This is a genomic window from Christensenella sp. KGMB01412, assembly GCF_055522415.1.
Map to the genome: position 1 here is coordinate 23,563 of NZ_JBVFVW010000008.1, position 18,808 is coordinate 42,370.

General features: G+C 49.0%; 16 protein-coding genes. 9 read left to right on the forward strand and 7 right to left on the reverse strand.

What is annotated here, in order from left to right; genetic code table 11:
• The first annotated feature begins 8 nt into the window (after nucleotides 1-8).
• Nucleotides 9-1,202, forward strand: coding sequence for an ROK family transcriptional regulator (locus ACS5WU_RS11485; protein ID WP_046443780.1), 1,194 nt, complete (start codon nucleotides 9-11; stop codon nucleotides 1,200-1,202).
• 50 nt (nucleotides 1,203-1,252) lie between these two features.
• Here ACS5WU_RS11485 and ACS5WU_RS11490 read toward each other — a convergent pair whose 3' ends face one another.
• On the reverse strand, nucleotides 1,253-2,680 hold the full coding sequence (locus ACS5WU_RS11490) for an amino acid permease (RefSeq protein WP_046443779.1): 1,428 nt from the start codon (nucleotides 2,678-2,680) through the stop codon (nucleotides 1,253-1,255).
• A gap of 157 nt (nucleotides 2,681-2,837) precedes the next feature.
• Between ACS5WU_RS11490 and ACS5WU_RS11495 the strand changes: the two genes are divergently transcribed.
• The 7 genes from ACS5WU_RS11495 (at nucleotide 2,838) to ACS5WU_RS11525 (ending at nucleotide 11,385) form a co-directional block, all read left to right on the forward strand.
• The gene (locus ACS5WU_RS11495; protein ID WP_046443778.1) at nucleotides 2,838-3,305 is read left to right on the forward strand and encodes an acyl-CoA thioesterase; all 468 of its coding nucleotides are present in this window, start codon (nucleotides 2,838-2,840) and stop codon (nucleotides 3,303-3,305) included.
• A gap of 200 nt (nucleotides 3,306-3,505) precedes the next feature.
• Nucleotides 3,506-4,528, forward strand: a complete 1,023-nt coding sequence (ptcA, locus tag ACS5WU_RS11500) for a putrescine carbamoyltransferase (protein WP_046443777.1) — start codon at nucleotides 3,506-3,508, stop codon at nucleotides 4,526-4,528.
• 202 nt (nucleotides 4,529-4,730) lie between these two features.
• Nucleotides 4,731-6,119 (forward strand): APC family permease, encoded by a 1,389-nt coding sequence (locus ACS5WU_RS11505; protein WP_046443805.1) that lies wholly within the window; start codon nucleotides 4,731-4,733, stop codon nucleotides 6,117-6,119.
• A 61-nt stretch (nucleotides 6,120-6,180) separates the two neighbouring features.
• Complete coding sequence (gene aguA / locus ACS5WU_RS11510; protein WP_302762228.1) at nucleotides 6,181-7,284, forward strand: agmatine deiminase; 1,104 nt, start codon at nucleotides 6,181-6,183, stop codon at nucleotides 7,282-7,284.
• Nucleotides 7,285-7,547: 263 nt separating this feature from the next.
• Nucleotides 7,548-8,480, forward strand: coding sequence for a carbamate kinase (arcC, locus tag ACS5WU_RS11515; RefSeq protein WP_059109472.1), 933 nt, complete (start codon nucleotides 7,548-7,550; stop codon nucleotides 8,478-8,480).
• Between the two features lie 362 nt (nucleotides 8,481-8,842).
• Nucleotides 8,843-9,625, forward strand: coding sequence for a response regulator (locus tag ACS5WU_RS11520; RefSeq protein WP_059109471.1), 783 nt, complete (start codon nucleotides 8,843-8,845; stop codon nucleotides 9,623-9,625).
• A 98-nt stretch (nucleotides 9,626-9,723) separates the two neighbouring features.
• Complete coding sequence (locus tag ACS5WU_RS11525) at nucleotides 9,724-11,385, forward strand: sensor domain-containing diguanylate cyclase (protein WP_465089171.1); 1,662 nt, start codon at nucleotides 9,724-9,726, stop codon at nucleotides 11,383-11,385.
• Nucleotides 11,386-11,468: 83 nt separating this feature from the next.
• Here the strand turns inward: ACS5WU_RS11525 and ACS5WU_RS11530 are convergent, their stop codons facing one another.
• The 6 genes from ACS5WU_RS11530 to ACS5WU_RS11555 all read right to left on the reverse strand — a co-directional run bounded on the left by ACS5WU_RS11530 (nucleotide 11,469) and on the right by ACS5WU_RS11555 (nucleotide 17,366).
• Entirely contained in the window at nucleotides 11,469-12,545 is a 1,077-nt protein-coding gene (locus ACS5WU_RS11530) for a 6-phosphofructokinase (RefSeq protein ID WP_046443772.1), read from the reverse strand.
• 23 nt (nucleotides 12,546-12,568) lie between these two features.
• Nucleotides 12,569-13,297 carry an acyl-[acyl-carrier-protein] thioesterase gene (locus ACS5WU_RS11535; protein WP_046443771.1) on the reverse strand — a complete coding sequence of 243 codons (729 nt, stop codon included), beginning with the start codon at nucleotides 13,295-13,297 and terminating at the stop codon, nucleotides 12,569-12,571.
• Nucleotides 13,298-13,419: 122 nt separating this feature from the next.
• The gene (locus ACS5WU_RS11540; protein WP_152651673.1) at nucleotides 13,420-14,181 is read right to left on the reverse strand and encodes an amino acid ABC transporter ATP-binding protein; all 762 of its coding nucleotides are present in this window, start codon (nucleotides 14,179-14,181) and stop codon (nucleotides 13,420-13,422) included.
• 8 nt (nucleotides 14,182-14,189) lie between these two features.
• Nucleotides 14,190-14,852: an amino acid ABC transporter permease gene (locus ACS5WU_RS11545; protein ID WP_302761944.1), complete on the reverse strand. Its 663-nt coding sequence runs from the start codon at nucleotides 14,850-14,852 to the stop codon at nucleotides 14,190-14,192.
• Between the two features lie 86 nt (nucleotides 14,853-14,938).
• Nucleotides 14,939-15,787: an amino acid ABC transporter substrate-binding protein gene (locus ACS5WU_RS11550; RefSeq protein ID WP_302761946.1), complete on the reverse strand. Its 849-nt coding sequence runs from the start codon at nucleotides 15,785-15,787 to the stop codon at nucleotides 14,939-14,941.
• Between the two features lie 286 nt (nucleotides 15,788-16,073).
• Nucleotides 16,074-17,366 carry a sn-glycerol-1-phosphate dehydrogenase gene (locus ACS5WU_RS11555; RefSeq protein WP_302761948.1) on the reverse strand — a complete coding sequence of 431 codons (1,293 nt, stop codon included), beginning with the start codon at nucleotides 17,364-17,366 and terminating at the stop codon, nucleotides 16,074-16,076.
• Between the two features lie 135 nt (nucleotides 17,367-17,501).
• Here ACS5WU_RS11555 and ACS5WU_RS11560 point away from each other — a divergent pair, with 135 nt between their 5' ends.
• The gene (locus ACS5WU_RS11560) at nucleotides 17,502-18,770 is read left to right on the forward strand and encodes a hexokinase family protein (RefSeq protein ID WP_465089172.1); all 1,269 of its coding nucleotides are present in this window, start codon (nucleotides 17,502-17,504) and stop codon (nucleotides 18,768-18,770) included.
• Nucleotides 18,771-18,808: the final 38 nt, after the last annotated feature.

Sequence of the window (18,808 nt, forward strand, 5' to 3'; positions counted from 1 at the left end):
AGTTAGCCATGGCACAGGGACGCATTAACAACAAAAAAATGAAAGAGATTAATGCACAGAATATCCTCAGTGAAATTCGTAAGGCGGGAAATATCTCGCGAAAGGACCTTTCGGCTAAGACCGGCCTTACTACTGGAACCGTCACGAATATCACGGCTATGCTGATCGAACAGAACTATGTGATCGAAACGGGAAGCGGAGAGTCTGAGCTGGGCGGCAGAAAGCCGATCCTGCTCGAGCTGAACGCCAAAGCGGGTTATGCGGTGGGCCTTGAGCTCGACGTAACGAATATTGTCTGCGTAGTGAGTGATTTCAAAGCCGACGTGCTGTATGGCAAACGCGTGCAGATCGACCTTGCGGAGGGCAGGGACGAAATCATCGAGCGAATGGCGCAGATTGTAGAAAAGGCAATCGAAGAAGTTGGAATCGAAAAGGAACAGGTTTTGGGCCTTGGGCTTGCAATTCCCGGGCCCTGTAATTATGCAAAGGGCATAATGATCAATCCGCCCAATTTTCCCGGATGGCTCAATGTGCCAATCAAAGACATCCTCGAAGACAGGCTCGGGCTGAAGATTTTTACAAGCAAGGAGACCTCGTGCGCTGTGCTTGCGGATTACTGGTTTGGAGCGGACGCCGGGAGCCAGCGTATCTTTGGAATCACGGTTGGGGAAGTTGGCATAGGAGGCGCGCTGGTTTTAAACGGACGAATCTTCCAGGAGAAGGAAGGCGAATCCATGGACATTGGGCACACGGTTGTGCAGGTAGACGGTTATCCCTGCACCTGCGGAAACAGGGGCTGCCTTGAGGCGCAGGCAAACGGGCAGGCTGCCGTCCGCTATGCGAAAGAATTTCTGGCAGGCGGGCAGGAGAGCAGGCTGAAAGGGCACGTCACATTTGAGGATGTTGTTGCAGGCGTGACGGAGGGAGACGAGGTGTGTGTGGAGGCGGTCAAAAAGTGCGCCTTTTATATCAGCATGGCGGTTGGAAATACACTGTGCCTGTTAAGCCCGCAAAAGATATGCTTTGGTGGAGATTTTATCGACGAATGCCCGCTTTTATATGAGAAGGTTGTTGAATATCTGGAACGGATGGAGTATCCGGTCGGCGCGCGCGAAGCAAAGAAATCGTTGTTTGCATTCGGAGAACGAAATGGCGCGATGGGAGGATTGGCACTGGTTTTTGAAGCTTTCTCCCGCATATAGCCCAAATATAAAAACGCCTGATGATAATCAGGCGTTTTTTGTTGCCTTGTTCAGGAATCGGCAGACTCCTTCGCAACGGATGCGTCAGTGCGCTCTTCAGCCACTTTCCACGAAGGCTTGCGGAACCGGTAAATGAGGAGAGGAATTGCCGTTAAAAGGATCGTTCCAAGCAGGATAAACAGAATATACCCCGCGTGCTCGTCCGGCTTGAGCGAAGCGGGAGGGAAGAAGCTGGTGACGATCACAAAGCCCACCCCGATAAGCCCTATTACGGAAATGATTGCAGCGCCAACCTTGCCGCCGGGAAGCTGAAACGCGTGCTTCTCATTGGGGTGGCGTTTGCGGTAAATAAATCCGGACAGAAGAATAAAAATATATACAATGCAATATAATACGACCGCCATGGTGAGGATTGTATTAAATACGCCGTTTGTTCCGGGAATAAATACAAAAATCAACGCGATCGCGGTGACGATTACAGCCTGAAGGATCATCAGGGGAACCGGAATATCGCGTTTGTTTGTTTTCTGGAATACGGGCGGAAGAGAACCGGCTCTTGCGCTTTGCAGCATGCCACGCGAAGGGCCGACTGTCCAGGCGGAGATTTCTGTGATGCACGATAGCGCAATCATTGCAGCAATGATAATCGTGATCCAGCCCACGCCCCAGTTGTTGAACATAACGGAAAAGACCTGCGCGGGATCTGCAAGCGCAATTTTACTCTCCGCAACCAGAGAGTCGGTGATAAGGCCCGCATAAGTAAATAATCCCGCGGTGAGGCATGTCGCCAGTATAATCGCCCGCGGATAATTTTTTCTTGGGTTATCGATGCGGTTTGCAAAGCTGGAAGCCTGCTCCATGCCCGCAAAAAGGAATATGATGCCTGAAAGGCGCGAGAGCGTCCCAATATCTCCTGCGTTGGGGATCATGTCGCTTAAAGACGGCGCTTCAAAAACGCCGGGGTTGTTGGTAAATGTATAAATCGTCCCAAAAATGAGCAGTACCGCAAGCGGGATAAAGAGGCCGATGATCGTGCCGTAGGTGCTGATCAGCGTAATGGGAACGCCCTTTATGATCAGGAAGGTAATCAGCCAAAAAACTGCGATCACAATAAGGCCAATAAAAATGTTGTTGCTCAACAGGGATTTCGCACCCAGCATGGTTGCGATCATATCCGCAAACGCGGCGCCCACGGTCACCATACCAAAGCACATCTGTACCCAAATCAGCCATGCAGCCATAAAACCCCAGCGCGGGGACATCGCTTTGCTGATCCAAACGGAAGGCCCTCCATCTACCGGCATTGCCGTGGCGAACTCCGCGGACACAAAGGAAATGGGGATTACGAACATAAGCACCGCAAAGATCATGAACGATACGGATTCCCAGCCTGCGTAGGCAATGTTTGGGATGCGGCGTACCGAAGCAAAATAAGCCATTGTTAAAAATATTAATTGTAAGAACGTTATTTTTTTCATTGTGATACTTCCCAAAGCTTTTTTGTAGTAACAGTTTCATTATTAATAAACAACAATTTCCGGATTATGCAGGAAAGCAAATAATTTTAATTGTTTTGAATAAATGAAAAACAGTTGGGTATAAGTAAACTATCAATACGATTTGGGGGAATTGAGTATGGAAGGATCAAAAAGAGCCTGTGCGGAAACGACGCACATCGTAATGTCTGAGGATATTAACCAGCTTGGGAACCTGCATGGCGGCACGCTCATGCAATGGGTAGATATCGTTGGGGCAGTCGCCGCTACAAGGCATGCGCATACCATTGTAACGACAGCCGCACTCGACAGTATGGATTTTAAGCATCCGGTTCCGCTTGGGGCTATCGTAACGCTGCAGGCGGTCGTCACATGGACGGGGCGTACGTCGCTTGAAGTGCGTGTAGACGTATACAGCGAAAAGGCACGCAGTGAAAAAAAGACGCGAACCAATACCGCATACCTGGTTTTTGTAGCGCTGGGCTACGATGGAAACCCGCAGGAGGTGCCGGAATTCCTGCCGGAGACAAGCGAGGAAAAGCTGGAGTACGAGCGTGCGCTGCAACGGCGCGAAGAGCGTTTGAGAAGGAAAAACGCCGGGTTTTGATATTTTGTACACATGAACGAAACAAACTGTCAAATGCGTTATGATTATTACAAAAGCTTGTGGAGCTATGGACTTGAAGGACGATTTTCATTAAGATGAAGCTAACAGAGGAACACATTTCATCGACAAAGTAACAAAATGTCTTTTTACCGAATTTTTTTCGGTGTTATATTAATCCAAATTCTAAGGAGGACGCCGTTATGGCTCGTATCAAAGATTTTATTGACACTACAGATTTTACAAAGAAAGAACTCGTTGAGATGATTGACCTCGGAATAGCAATCAAAAAATGTATCAAATTGGGATATTATCCACAGCTTATGAAAAATAAGGTGCTGGGTATGATTTTTGAGCAGTCGTCCACGCGCACAAGGGTTTCCTTTGAAACTGCAATGGCGCAGATGGGCGGGCACGCACAATACCTCGCGCCGGGCCAGATACAAATGGGCAAGCATGAATCCGTGAGCGATACGGTGAAGGTGCTTTCAAGGCTGGTCGATATTCTGATGGCGCGCGTAGAGCGTCACGGCACGGTTGTTGAGATGGGCAGAGCAGCCTCCATTCCGGTCATCAACGGAATGAGCGACTATAACCATCCCACGCAGGAAATGGGCGATGCAATCACCATGAAAGAGCATCTTCCCAAGGGTAAGAAGATGGAGGATTGCAAGGTTGTATTCGTGGGCGACGCGACGCAGGTTTGCGCCTCGCTTATGATGCTTACCACAAAGCTTGGCATGAACTTTGTGCAGTTTGGGCCGAAGGGTTTTCAGCTCAAGGAAAATTTCCAGAAAATCGCGGAAGAAAACTGCAAGGTTTCAGGCGGCAGCTTCCTGATCACGGAAGATGAAGACGAGGCCATCAAGGATGCTGACTTTATTTATACGGATGTTTGGTATGGACTGTATGAAGCGGAGCTTTCCAAGGAAGAACGCATGCGTATTTTCTATCCAAAATACCAGGTGGATGCGGCAATGATCGCAAAGGCTTCTCCTGAGGTAAAATTCATGCACTGCCTGCCCGCATCGCGCGGCGAGGAAGTAACGGACGAAGTAATCGACGCGCCGTATTCCATCGTTATCGACGAAGCGGAAAATCGCCTGACAGCGATGCGCGCGCTTCTCGTGTACTTTATGTATCCGGAAAAACCAGTCGATATGGTAGCGCGTGATGCTTCCAAGGCCGGACTGGAAGCGTACATGAAAGAAATCAAGCTAATCTGAACCTGACTTCTGCGGGGGCGGTTTCCGCCCCCAAAAAAATATTGATACCGATGCTTCCGTCGGTGCATAACGAGGGCGGAAGCGTGGAATAATAAGGTAATATAATTACGCGCAAAAGCTTTGTTCCCCGTTGAAACCATCCCTTTCGAGGGATAGCAGCGAAGGCAAAGCATGTGCAACTGAGAAGGAGGAATGGTAGATGATGGCTACAAAGAAGAAATTCAAATTGTTTGACGCTGTCCTCGCGGCGGTATGTATCGTGCTTGTTGTGGAAGCGGTAGCGCCTGCGGCGGCAATCGGTCCATGGCAGTACATTTGGTGGGCAATCATGCTCATTGCTTTTTTCCTGCCGTACGGAATGATTTCCGCAGAGCTCGGAACAACCTACGACGATGAGGGCGGACTTTACGATTGGGTAAAGCGTGCATTCGGACGTAAGAACGGATCGCGCGTCGCGTGGTACTATTGGGTTAATTTTCCGCTGTGGATGGCGTCGTTGGCGGTTTTGTTCACAGATATCCTGATGGCGGTTACAGGCGCGGAGATCAACTGGATCGTAACTCTCGTCATACAGCTCGTATTTATCTGGGTTGTTATATTAATCAGCAATTATCGGGTGAGCCAAAGCAAATGGCTTATCAATATTGGAACGATCGTCAAAGTAATATTGATCGTGGCGATGGGCGTACTGGGTATTTACGGCGCGGTTGTAAACGGCTTTGCAAATTCAGGCTCGCTCGCTGACATCTCGCCCCTGATGGGTATTTCGTTTATATCGATCATCCTGTTTAACTTTATGGGCTTTGAGGTCGTTACGACGTTTGCAGGCGACATGCAAAATCCAAAGAAGGAAATTCCAAAGGCGATTGTTGTCGGCGGTATCCTGATTGCGATATTCTACTTATTTGGCGCATTCGGCGTGAGCGCTGCGATTCCATATAACGAGCTTTCCGTAGACAGTGGATTTATGGATGCGGCAGGTATATTGCTGGCAAGCGCACCGGGCATCTTCCTTGTGATTATCGGCATTCTGTTTATGTTTTCACTCATTGCAAACCTTTCTTCGTGGTCGTTTGGCGTCAACTATGTCGCAATGTATGCGGCGCGCGATCATGCAATGCCCAAGGTATTCGAAAAAGAAAACAAAGACGAGGTGCCGTCGAGCGCCAACATTATCAATGGAGTGGTGGCAACGGTCATTGTGGTGATCGCTGCGATTCTCGGGCAGGTAAACCCGGACGCAGTCGATTCCTTCTGGACATTGTTTGCCCTTAACGTAGTAACGCTGCTCGCATCCTACATTTTCCTGTTCCCGGCCTTCCAAAAGCTGCGTAAGACCGATCCGGACAGGGAACGCCCCTATAAAGTACCGGGCAAAAAAGGCATGATCGGCCTTATGACATGGGTGCCGTTCGCGCTGCTGATTCTGGCGATCATATTCCTGCTGTTCCCTTACAATGCGGATACGGGAATGCTGGAGCCGGATGTAGTGCTGATCATCGGCGTGGTGATTTCTGTGGTGCTTGGTGAAATCATTGCCGCGGTTACCACAAGGAAAGCGCCGCCGGATGCGGTTAAGCAAAAAGAGTAACTTATGGCGGCCTTAACGCCGCCGGAAATAAGGATATTGAAAGTGAAAGGTAGTGTTTAATATGAAAAATTATACTTCAAAACCAAAGGCGGACGGCTTCCGGATGCCGGGAGAATTTGAGCATCACGACGGTTGCTGGATTCTGTGGCCGCAGAGGCCTGATAACTGGAGGCTGGGCGGAAAGCCCGCGCAAAAGGTGTTCGTCGAGGTTGCAAAGGCCATTAATAAATTTGAGCCTGTTACAGTTGGCGTGAACGAAGACCAATACGAGAATGCAAGGGGAATGCTCCCTGAGGATATCCGCGTTGTGGAACTCTCGAACGACGATTCCTGGATTCGCGATTGCGGCGCAACATTTGTCGTAAACGACAAGACAGGCGAAGTACGCGGCGTAGATTGGACGTTCAATGCGTGGGGAGGCCTTGTTGACGGCCTGTACTTCCCGTGGAACCTGGACGACGAGGTCGCGCGCAAAATGTGCGATATGGAATATAAGGGCAGATACCGCCTGGATGATTTTGTCCTGGAAGGCGGCAGCATCCACTCGGATGGCGAAGGCACGGTCATGGTGACCGAGGAATGCCTGCTTTCCGAAGGCAGGAACCCGCAGCTTTCAAAAGAAGAGATTACGCAGGTTTTGTGCGATTACCTTGGGGCTGATAAGGTAATCTGGCTGAAAAACGGTATCTATCTTGACGAGACCAACGGCCATGTCGATAATATCTGCTGTTTTGTGAAGCCGGGTAAGGTGTTGCTCGCATGGACGGACGACGAAAACGATCCGCAGTATGCGATTTCCAAGGAGAATTATGATATCCTCGAAAATACGACGGATGCAAAGGGCAGGAAGATTGAAATCGTAAAGATGTATGTTCCTTCCCCTGTGACGATCACAAAAGAGGAATCCGAAGGCGTTGATGCGGTAGATGGTACGCTCCCTCGTGAGGAAGGCGACAGGCTTGCGGCTTCCTATGTCAATTTCTATATTGCAAACGGCGGAATCGCGGTTCCGGGTTTTGGCGATCCGAACGATGAAAAAGCGGTACAGACGCTTAAGGAATGCTTCCCGGACAGGGAGATCGTCCAGATCCCCGCGCGGGAAATCCTGCTTGGCGGCGGAAACATCCACTGTATTACGCAGCAACAACCCTCAGGGAAAAGATAAGACATTCATCTACTTAAAAGGCACATGGGGCGGCTCTGCCGCCCCGGAGTTGTGCCGGAACGCACCGGTTTACAGCGGTTTCACATAATGCAGGTAATGCGAAACGTTTCATAAACCGCTTGTATATATAATTTATACCAAAAGCCTGTAACCAATCTTTTGGCAAATTGTTATAAAACAGGAAACAGGATAAAAGGAACGGATGTTTGATTCGTTTTACGGTTAGAATACTCCCAAAATACCGAAAAGGCAGGGAAAATACGATGAGCAGAATGGTAATTGCGCTTGGAGGGAATGCGCTTGGCAATAACCCCGAGGCGCAGATAGAAAAAGTGAGATATGCGGCAAAGGCGATTGTTCCCCTGATTTTAGCGGGCAACGACGTAATCGTTTGCCACGGAAACGGCCCGCAGGTAGGCATGATCAATCTTGCGTTTGAAAAAGGGTACGAAGGCGGATATACGCCATTAATGCCGCTTGCGGAATGTACGGCGATGAGTCAGGGATATATTGGATACCATCTGCAGCAGGCGATAGATGCGGAGCTTGTAGCGCAGGGGTGTAACGATACGCCTGTAATCACAATGCTCACACAGGTCATTGTGGATGAGGACGATCCGGCCTTTTCCAACCCAACCAAGCCAATCGGAGGCTTCTATGACGAAGAGACGGCGAAAAAACTGATGGCGGAAACAGGATGCAAATACGTTGAAGATTCCGGACGGGGATGGCGGCGTGTGGTGGCTTCGCCAAAGCCCGTCAGCATTTACGAGCATATGACGCTTGATGCGCTCATCAGCGATAAAGAAGTGATCATTGCCGGCGGTGGCGGCGGGATTCCCGTTATCAAGACAGAGACCGGTTATCATGGCGTTGCGGCTGTGGTGGATAAGGACTTTGCGGCGGAAAAGCTCGCGGAGCTGGTCCATGCGGAATACCTGTTTATCCTGACGGCGGTGGATCGTGTGTTTATCAATTTTGGGAAACCGAACCAGCAGGAAATTGAACATATGACGCCCGACGAGGCGCAGGAATTTATCGCACAGCAACAGTTTGCGCCGGGCAGCATGCTGCCCAAGGTGCAGGCGGCGTGCGAGTTTGCAAAAAGCCTTCCGGGCAGGAAGGCCGTGATAGGCTCGCTCGAAAAAGCGCCTCTTGCATTGGAGGGGAAGAGCGGAACATTAATCGAGCAATAAATGGGGAACGGCGACTGAACCATCAAGGATACCTCAAAGTGGAGGGACCGGCATTTGCCGGTCCTTTTGCGTGGCATGGGTGCAGGAATTTCAGAACCCGGGATTTGTATAGGCGGTTTCTATGCAGAAAAGCCGGAATGCGTGTGCCGCAGTCAATAAGCCTTCAAAAATCATATGAACTAAATGAAATTTTGCAAATTCCGTAAAAATGAATTGCAATCTTACCAATATTTGTATAATATTTGAACTGGACTCAAAAGGTATCCTTTTTACAGCTTTACAGCGGTATTTTCCGTAGGAGGCCACAGCTGCATTGGTAAAGGGACAACGGTTATTATTACGATTCCAAAGGAGCCTGAACGATGAAAGCGATTGCCGTAGATGATGAACCGCTGGTACTTGGCCTGCTGGTAAAAACAATAAAAGAGGCGGAGCCGGATTGTGAAGTATGTGGATTTCAAAAACCGTCGGAAGCGCTGGGCGCAATAGCTGGCGGCTTGCGCCTGGACGTGGCGTTTCTTGACATTGAGATATTTGGCATGAATGGTCTGGAGCTTGCAAAAAAAATCCGCGAGCTTTCGTGCGGCACAAAAATAATTTTTGTGACCGGCTATCCGCAATATGCGCTGGAAGCATATTCCGTTCATGCAAAAGGCTACCTGCTCAAGCCGGTTTCCAAAGAACGGATGCGCGAGGAGCTTGACGAATTAAAGGCGCTTCCTCCCAATGAACACGGTAGGATACGTGTGCAGACCTTTGGTAATTTTGAGGTTTTTGTGGATGGAGTACCGTTGCGCTTCTCGCATGCAAAGACAAAAGAGCTGCTTGCCTATCTCATAGACAGGCGCGGAGCTTCGGCAAACACGGGCGAACTTTGCGCTGTGCTGTGGGAAAATAAACCGGATACTGTTTCTGTCCGCAGCCATCTGCGTACTCTGATAGCGGATCTCACACGGCGCCTTGCAGAACTTGGCGCAAAGGACATTCTGGTAAAAAGCCGCAACAGCTTTGCCATTAATTGTGGGAATGTGGACTGTGACCTGTATCGTTTCCTGTGCAGGGATACCGAGGCTGTCAATGCTTATCGCGGCGAATATATGGCGCAGTACAGTTGGGCAGAGATGACGCTGGGCGCTCTTGAATAATAAATTAGTAATTTACCAAAACCCCGTTTTCGGGGTTTTTTATTTGCGCTCTATTTGCGGTTTTAATGCTATAGTAAAACAAAACAGGGGGATAGTGCATGAAATCGATCCAGACAAAATTTGTTGTTTTGATTTTGGGATGCGTCCTGCTTTCGTCGGTGGTAATTGGCGGGGCGGGTATTTATAACGCTCAAAAAGTAGTCGATAACGATTCGGCGCAGATCATGAACCTGCTGTGCAATGAACGGGCGCAGAATATCGATGCGCTTCTCTCTCGTATCGAGCAGTCGGTAGATACGCTCGCCAATTATTCCATGGAAGAGCTCGAAGACGTTGACAGGTTCAAAACGGATTCATCTTATGTCGATGAATATACAGAATACATCCAGAACGTCGCGGTCAACGCCGCGAACAACACAGAGGGCGCGCTTGCGGTTTATATTCGGTATAATCCGGAGTTTTCAGAATCCACCTCCGGCCTTTTCTGGAGCAAAACAGCTTTGGACGGAAGCTTTCAGGAGCTGACTCCTACTGATTTTTCAAGCTATAATCCTGATGATATTGAGCACGTGGGCTGGTATTATGTTCCTGTCAAAAGCGGAAAGGCAACGTGGATGGCGCCTTATATGAATAAAAACATCAATGTCCAGATGATCTCTTATGTTGTACCGCTTTATGCTAATAATACCACCATTGGCGTGGTTGGTATGGATATTGATTTTGATGTGATCAAAAATATTGTTCAGGATACAAAGGTATATGACAGCGGCTATGCCTTTTTGACAGATGAATCAGCAAATGTTATGTATCACAAAACAATAGAAATGGGAACGCCAATGGGCAGCCTGGAGAATAGCCTGATTCCGGTTGCGGAAGAATTGAAAAATGGAGGAAACAGCACTTATTTGTTTTCTTATACCTGGAACGGGGAAGAAAAGCAAATGGCTCTGGAAAGCCTGAGAAATGGAATGAGACTTGCAATCACCGCTCCGGCTTCCGAGATAGATAAGGCGAAAAATGATCTGATTCTGCAAATTTCGGTTGCAGTCATAGCAATCTCCGCGCTGGCCGTTCTTCTGACTGTGCTGCTGACGCGCAGGATCGTGAGACCGCTCAAGGAGCTGAATGCCGCTGCCCGGCAAATTGCGGAGGGAGACCTTTCCGTCACGCTTTCCCACCAGACAAAGGACGAGGTGGGCACGCTGGCGGACAGTTTCCAGCAAACGGTAAACCATCTGCAGGAATACATCGGCTATATCAATGGACTGGCCTACAGGGACGGCCTGACAGGCTGCAGGAATAAAACCGCATATCAGGATGCGGCGGATGCGCTGGAAGAAAAGATGCGGACAGGCAGGCCGGAATTTGCGGTAATCGTGTTTGACCTGAATAACCTGAAAACAGTAAACGATACCTGCGGTCATGATTTTGGAGACATGCTGCTGATTGATGCCTGCAAGCTGATTTGTAAAGTGTTTAAGCGAAGCCCTGTCTACCGCGTGGGAGGAGACGAGTTTGTAGTAATTCTGGAAAATGATGAATACGAGCATTATACGGAAATATTGGATCGGTTTGAATGTGCGGTAGAGGAGTTTAACGTAAACGCCAGACCGGGCGGGGAAATTAACATTGCAAGGGGAATTGCGCTTTATGAAGAGAATATGGACCTGACCTTCGCCGATGTTTTCAAACGGGCGGACAGTGCAATGTATCAAAATAAAATGGCGTTGAAAAGAAAGGAAGACGAAGAACAAGGCTGATACCTGTAAATAGGCTGAAATAAAAGAACGGGCAGCCACAAAGTGGCGCCCGTTCTTTTCACATGTCAATGAGCAAAAGTTCTTTATTCACCAAGGCATATCCCGATATTTTTAGCCGCGCGGACAATGTCGTCGTCCTTTGTAACCAGCTTTGTTTTGCCGGCGACGTCCGCCAGTTTGTTTTGCGTCAGCTTTCCGTTTTTCTTTGCCACCGTATATCCAAACTTGCTTTGGCAAATGAGATCAGCTGCCTGAATACCAAATTTTGTTGCAAGAACCCTGTCGTATGCGCTTGGGCTCCCGCCGCGTTGAACGTGTCCGGGGACAACGGTGCGCGTCTCGATTCCCGTTATGGATTCGATTGCATGCGCGAGACGCGTGGAAATCGAAGGATAGCCTTCTTCCGCGCGTTTGGCACGTATTTCCTTGCGTTTCATGCCTGTTTCGTCATTGCGGATCGCGCCCTCGGCAATCGCCACGATAGAAAATGCTTTGCCTTTTTCCGCACGCCGTTTTACAGCCTCGATTACAGTTTCGCGGTCATACGGAATTTCAGGGATCAGCACTACGTCCGCTCCGCCTGCGATACCAGCGTAAATTGTAAGCCAGCCGGCCTTGTTGCCCATCAGCTCAACCACCATTACGCGTCCATGGCTTGCCGCAGTCGTGTGCACTCTGTCAAGAACGTCCGTGGCGGTGTCAACAGCGGTGTGAAAACCAAAGGTAACGTCTGTACCCCAGATGTCGTTATCAATCGTTTTGGGCAGGCCAATCACATTCAGCCCTTCCTCGGAAAGCAGGTTCGCCGTTTTGTGCGTACCGTTACCGCCCAGCGTGCATAAGCAGTCGAGCTTCATTTTTTCGTAGTTTTGCACCATACTGGCAACCTTGTCCACATTATCCGCGCCAATTTTTCGCATATCCTTAAAGGGGGTGCGCACCGAACCAAGAATCGTGCCGCCCAGCGTCAGGATTCCCGAAAATTCGCTTTTGTCCATTGCGCGGTACTGACCATTGATCAGCCCGGCAAAGCCGCTTGCAATGCCAATAATCTCTACGCCCTCCATGCGTTCGTATGCAGCGCGGGCAACGCCGCGGATCGCCGCGTTAAGGCCCGGGCAGTCTCCGCCGCTTGTGAGGATACCAATTCGTTTTGCCATTATTTATTTCCCCCGTCTTTCTATTATTTCCATTGGATGGAAGCGTCAAAAACAGTCTTGTTGCCTGTTTTTCCACAGACAAACCATGTTCCGTCTATTTCTTTGCAGTATAAATCAACCTTTTGTCCCATATAGGCTTCCGCAATATAGTTGATGCGGAATTGATCCATATAAGCCTTTTTTAAATGGGAGATATCAAAAAGCTCGCAAATCCAGTCTGCGTATTTGGCATTATTGAGGTGGCCATTCATATCGACCTCACTGTATGCCACAGTACGCGTAGTCATATACTGCATTTCGTCCGGCAGCTTGATCTTACCGGGATCGGGCAGCGCGCGGCCATGCGAAAGGTCGTAAGGATAATTTTCACCGATATCGCCCGTACGGCATAAAAAGCGTTCGCGGATGTTGAACAGCACCCAAAGGGAGGTTGCACGTCCGAGCTCCTCGCCCGTTTCACTGAAAAACATCGAGTGCCGCACAAAAAAAAGCTTGGTCGGCTTTCCGGGCCAGGTCACGACCTTGATGGTATCCGTAAGGTCAGGATATTGCTTCATCTGGAGATGGAGCCGGGTAAGCATCCATGCCATGCCGCGTTCCTCCACAAGCTCCTTCCGGCCTGCGTTCACGGCGATTGCGTGATCCTCTGCAATCTCCTGTAAACGCGTCAGGATAGCGGATGGACGCCATTTTCCCTTCGTGTCTACATCAAAGGCCCGGATGGTGTATAATTGTTCCAGTTTTGTATTCATCAAATGCCTCCAGGTTGTCTCAAAAGTTCTCTTATCACTATAGTATCACTTTGGAAATCAAATGAAAAGAAAAAAGAAAAGGACAGGATTTCCTCCTGTCCGCGCTGTATCACGATATATTTTTATACGCTGAGAAGTTTGTTCAGGAACAACCTGATACGGTTTTCCTTTGGGTTGACCAAGAGCTCCTGAGGTGTGCCCCGCTCTAAAATGCGCCCCTCGTCCATAAATACAACCTCACTGGCAACCTCCTTGGCAAATCCCATCTCGTGTGTGACAATCAGCATCGTCATATGCTCAGCTGCAAGCTCCTTGATGACGGCGAGAACCTCGCCTGTGAGCTCGGGATCGAGAGCCGATGTAGGCTCGTCAAAGCAAAGAATGTCAGGATCCATAGCAAGCGCGCGCGCGATCGCCACACGCTGGCTCTGTCCGCCGGAAAGCTCGAAGGGATATGCGTCGCCCCTGTCTCCGAGCCCAACTTTTTTGAGCAGCGTCATTGCGGTTTCCTCCGCCTGGTTTTTGGGAATTTTATCCACATTAATTGGGGCAAGCGTCAGGTTTTCCATCACAGTGAGATGGGGAAACAGATTAAAGTTCTGGAATACCATCCCGAGATGGAGGCGCGCCTTCATCAGCTCGTCTTCCTTCAGGTATTGCGTCACGCCGTTTTGTTCGCTTGCAATCGTGATGCCATTCAAAACGATCGTTCCTTTTTCCGCGCGTTCCAGACAGTTGATACACCTGAGAAGGGTACTTTTGCCGCTGCCGGACGGACCGATAATCGCCATGGTTTCGCCCTTCTCAAGCGTCAGGTCTATATCTTTTAAAACATGGGTTGTCCCAAAGCTTTTGTTTAATTTTGTAACTTCAAGTACGCTCATAATATCACCTAAATCCTGTAATAGTTCATGCGTTTTTCAATTTGCTTTAAAACAAGCTGCACAATCGCGTTAATGGCAAGGTAGAATAACATCGCCACAATAAACGGCACAACGGAAGCCTCGCGCATTGCTGCCGACTGGGCCATTTTGAGCAAATCGCCAAGAGCGATGATGCTTACGAGCGCGGTATCCTTCACAAGGTTGATAACCTCGTTGCCAAGCGAGGGCATGACGATTTTGAATACCTGTGGTATGACGATTTTTCGCATCGTAAGCCCTTTTCCCAGTCCAAGCACAGAAGCGGCCTCATACTGGCCACGGTTGATGGACTGGATACCGCCGCGGAAAATTTCGCTGTAGTACGCCGTGTAATTGAGCACGAACGAAAGCAGTGCAGATTCAAAACGGCCGATCCGGAAGGATACGCCAATATTTGTAAAAAGCAGGTTCAAACCGAAATATAAGAAAAGCACCTGTAAAATAAGCGGCGTACCGCGCATGATAACAAGGTAAACGTTATAGATGCCTTTCCCGATTTTATTTTTGCTGAGGCTGATCTGCGAGCCCAAAAAACCGAGCGGGATCGAAATGACAAGCGTGAGCGCAAACAGGGAGAGCGTTACTCCAAGGCCGTTTGCAAGCTCTAAAACCAAACTAAGAAAGTTTTCCATTACATATTACTCCAAAAGTACAAATAAAATGAAAAATCGGGCAGCATCGTGATGATAGGCTGCCCGTCATTTCCAGAAGATACCGGTTAGAACGTCGTAACATCCTTACCAAACCATTTTGTGCTGATTTCAGCTGCGGTTCCGTCCTTTTTCATTTCTGCAAGCGCTTCTTCTACCGCCTTTTTGAAAGCCTCTTCACCCTTGCGGAAACCAATGCCGTATTCTTCAGGAGCGAGCGTTTCGTCCAGGATACGGAACTGGTCGGGCTGCTTTGCAAGATAGTAGTTCGCGACAACGAGGTCTACCGCAAGCGCATCCACCTGTCCGGAGGAAACGTCCATCATAGCCGTTACGTTGTCCTTGAAGTCGATCTGCTCCGCAATGGAGTTCTTTAGTTCTTCATTCCCGTCGATTGCTTCCTGTGCGGAAGAACCGTCCTGCACCGCAACCTTTTTGCCGGCAAGGTCTGCAAGCGTATTTACAGGGGAATCCTTCGTTACTACGATTACCTGTTCATTTTCCATATAGGGCTCGCTCATCAGAACCTTTTCCTTGCGTTCGTCCGTGATGGTATAGCCGTTCCACAACAAATCAACATTGCCTGCGTCAAGCTCCATTTCCTTTGCGCTCCAGTCGATTGCCTGCAAATTCACTTTTACGCCCATGTGCTCTGCAACCGCCTGCGCCATTTCCACGTCAAAGCCAGTCAGCTCGCCGTCATCTCCCTTAAAGCCCATCGGAGGGAAGCTGTCGTCCATACCCATAACGAATTCGCCTTTTTCCTTGATTTTATCGAGCGAATCATCCACAGCTGCAGCCGATGCGTCAGCCGAGCCGGAAGCCTCGGAGCTGGATGTTTCCGTCTTTGGGGCACAGCCGACAAAGCATACCGCCGCAAACGCGATCACGAGAACAATGAGTAGTACCTTTTTCATTTGTATCATACCTCTTTACCAAATTTTCTTACAAAACAGAACTTGTTTTGCTGCCATTTCAGGCGACTTACCTTGATATTATAATTCATCGTGCTAAATTAGTAAAGGGGTAATCCGAAAAGATCACGAAAACATGATATAGGAAAAATACCATAAAAGAGAGGGTGGCAACGAGCGGAAGCGCAACGCAGAATGTGTATAAGAACCTGAAAACGATGCGGCCTCACGCCGCATCGTTTTGGGACTGCATTATTATAAATGAAAGAAAACTTCCGTAACAAGTGCGTCAGAAAGTAAGCTCTTTATCGAAATCAAACAACCTGTAATCGCACATCAGGCGCAGCAGCGTGAAGCGGTTGCGGATATAACAGCAGATTTTCATTGTTTCCTTAAACTGTTCGTCGGTCATACCGATCTGGTGGTAATCAGTGTAGCCGTTTACAGTCCGAAGCGTGCTTACGATTTTTTCGGAAGAGGGGACCTCAGAGGCAACCTGCCGGACCTTGTCAAAGTTTTGGCGAAGCAAGCCTACGTTGAGGTTACCCGTGATGGTGGGCGTATTTTCTTTTTCGACCATTTCCACCACGCTCTGGGGATATTTACTGTAATATTCTTTTACGCGCTCCATACTGAACTGGTTTTCCAGATTCTCCCTGAATATCCGCCCCAGCCGTTCCGCGAAGACAGGATAGTATTTTGCTGCGTTTACGGTTCCGATCCCAACCTTTTCACCGTGCAGCGCGTCGTGGTCGATTCCCTCGATGGGTGTTACCTCCAGATAATGTGAAAAATGATGTTCGAAGCTTGATGCCGGGCGGGTGATGCCGACCATTTGAATGGTGATTCCTGAGAGCAAAAGTCCTTCCATCAGGGTGCCGATGCTTTCGATGTCGCCTTTCCTGATTGCTTCAATGTTGTCCACAATAATATTGACGGCTTTCAGGGTAAGGTCTGCGACGAACGGGCAATAGTATTCGTTTGTGATAAGATGGCCGATTTTCCAGTCAGCGACGCTGATGTATTTACTCAGCATGTCGCCCACGCCGGACGCGGTCATTTTGAGCGGAGCGGCCGCAATGATCTCAAGATCGGCAACCACTGCGTCCGGAGCCTTGGCCGGAAGCGTTACTTTCGCGCCGTTTAACGTAAGCGCGGCATTATCGGATACGAAGCCGTCCACACTTGCAGCTGTTGGAACGGAAATGAACGGAACATCCTGTTTTAATGCCACATAGCGTGTGACGTCGGTAATCACGCCCGCCCCCACGGCCAGCAGTAAGTCGAAGCCGCCGGTTTTTAACGCCTGCGTGACGGTGTCAAGCTGAAATTCGTTCGGAACGATTTTTTCGCCTGTCAGGATCAGCGTATCTATATCCGGAAGGGCTTTTTTCAGTTTGGGATATGCCGCGTCATAGGTGTTCTGGTCAAATACCGCGAGAGGCTTTGCACCGGCAAACGATTTTTCAAGCAGCGCCGGGAGCTTTTCCATGGCATTGCGTTCGACAATATAGTCGCGCGTTTTGAGCGTGTGGTTATGCCCGCAGGCACAGCCCTTGACATCCAAAATTTCTTCGAACATAATTTAACTCCTTTTTTAAAATAAAAATACGATTTTATTTTACGGCAGCGTGGAAAGATAGTCAAATAACATTGCAAAAAAGGGAATTTTTTATATAATGGAAAGAAGAAGCTTAAGGCAGGAAGGGAGAGCGGGATGCTGACAGCGCAGGAATTTATTAAAACGCACAAAATGGAATATACCTCTATCGATATTGCGGAGCAGATGGAGGCATATCTCGATGAGATGAAAAAAGGGCTGTGCGGCGAAGAAAGCTCCCTTTTGATGATACCGACCTATATCTCGCTGAAAAGCGAAGTAAAACGCGAAAAGCCCGTAATCTGCGTGGATGCGGGCGGGACAAACCTGCGGATAACGGTCGCAAAATTTTTACAGGACGGAAGCTTTCATACGGAAGAGATCAACCGGTATATGATGCCGGGTGTGGAAAAGGAAGTAGAAGCGGGAGAATTTTTTGACATTTTGGCGGGCTTAATTGCGCCCCTTACAGGGATTACTAAGGATATTGTCATTTCATTTGCATATCCTGGAAAAGTGATTCCCAGCCTTCCGAACATCGATTGTGAGATCGTAGAAATCACCAAAGAAGTAAAAGTGAAGAACGCCGGCGGAAAGAAGATGGTTGATGAACTGAAAGCATCCTTTGAAAAGCTTGGAATCCATGGGGGCAGGATCGTTGTGATCAACGATTCGGTAGCGACCTGCCTTGCGGGAAAAGCGGAAAAGATCAACGAAGGCTATGGTTCGTTTACGGGAACGATCCTTGGCACGGGCAGCAACAGCTGCTATATGGAAAACATCCAGAATATTGCCAAGCTGCACGGATTCTCTGATGACGGCGTGATGGTGATCAATACAGAGGCGGGAAATTATTCCGAAATCCCACGCAGCGATATTGACCTTGCGTTCGACGAAAGCATGCTGAATCCCGGAAGGGGAATTTTTGAAAAAATGGCCAGCGGGGGCTATCTTGGCGGGCTGTGCGATTTTACGTTGCGGGCCGCAGGACGCGAGGGCGTATTTTCGCAGGAGTTTACTTTGGCGAAAACGCTTACCACCGTGGACGTCAATGAATTTTTGGAGGATGGAACAGGGGCGCTCAAAGGTTACTTCCAAACGGAACGGGACGCGTGGGCGGCACGGGAGATCATTCTCAATATTGTGCTGCGCGCAGGACGGCTGCTTGCGCTTCAAATGGCTGCGATGGCTGTAAAGGCGTGTAAGGACAACAGCCATATTTGTATGACGATTGAAGGCACGACATACGATAAAATGTTTGCGCTCAAAAAGGAAGCGCTTACAAACCTGCTGCCTTATCTTGATTCGATAGGCATTGCGGCAGATGTGATCAGCGTAGACCTGGCTGTGCTGAAAGGCTGCGCGATCGCAGGGCTTTCCACATAATTTCCTGATTGGTGAAATAGTATTGGGTTTATAGGTAA

Bases quoted from the DNA above. Each gene is read 5' to 3' on its own strand.
- ACS5WU_RS11485 (WP_046443780.1), top strand. From the start codon at position 9: ATGGCACAGGGACGCATTAACAACAAAAAAATGAAAGAGATTAATGCA.
- ACS5WU_RS11490 (WP_046443779.1), bottom strand. From the start codon at position 2,680: ATGAAAAAAATAACGTTCTTACAATTAATATTTTTAACAATGGCTTAT.
- ACS5WU_RS11495 (WP_046443778.1), top strand. From the start codon at position 2,838: ATGGAAGGATCAAAAAGAGCCTGTGCGGAAACGACGCACATCGTAATG.
- ptcA (WP_046443777.1), top strand. From the start codon at position 3,506: ATGGCTCGTATCAAAGATTTTATTGACACTACAGATTTTACAAAGAAA.
- ACS5WU_RS11505 (WP_046443805.1), top strand. From the start codon at position 4,731: ATGGCTACAAAGAAGAAATTCAAATTGTTTGACGCTGTCCTCGCGGCG.
- aguA (WP_302762228.1), top strand. From the start codon at position 6,181: ATGAAAAATTATACTTCAAAACCAAAGGCGGACGGCTTCCGGATGCCG.
- arcC (WP_059109472.1), top strand. From the start codon at position 7,548: ATGAGCAGAATGGTAATTGCGCTTGGAGGGAATGCGCTTGGCAATAAC.
- ACS5WU_RS11520 (WP_059109471.1), top strand. From the start codon at position 8,843: ATGAAAGCGATTGCCGTAGATGATGAACCGCTGGTACTTGGCCTGCTG.
- ACS5WU_RS11525 (WP_465089171.1), top strand. From the start codon at position 9,724: ATGAAATCGATCCAGACAAAATTTGTTGTTTTGATTTTGGGATGCGTC.
- ACS5WU_RS11530 (WP_046443772.1), bottom strand. From the start codon at position 12,545: ATGGCAAAACGAATTGGTATCCTCACAAGCGGCGGAGACTGCCCGGGC.
- ACS5WU_RS11535 (WP_046443771.1), bottom strand. From the start codon at position 13,297: ATGAATACAAAACTGGAACAATTATACACCATCCGGGCCTTTGATGTA.
- ACS5WU_RS11540 (WP_152651673.1), bottom strand. From the start codon at position 14,181: ATGAGCGTACTTGAAGTTACAAAATTAAACAAAAGCTTTGGGACAACC.
- ACS5WU_RS11545 (WP_302761944.1), bottom strand. From the start codon at position 14,852: ATGGAAAACTTTCTTAGTTTGGTTTTAGAGCTTGCAAACGGCCTTGGA.
- ACS5WU_RS11550 (WP_302761946.1), bottom strand. From the start codon at position 15,787: ATGAAAAAGGTACTACTCATTGTTCTCGTGATCGCGTTTGCGGCGGTA.
- ACS5WU_RS11555 (WP_302761948.1), bottom strand. From the start codon at position 17,366: ATGTTCGAAGAAATTTTGGATGTCAAGGGCTGTGCCTGCGGGCATAAC.
- ACS5WU_RS11560 (WP_465089172.1), top strand. From the start codon at position 17,502: ATGCTGACAGCGCAGGAATTTATTAAAACGCACAAAATGGAATATACC.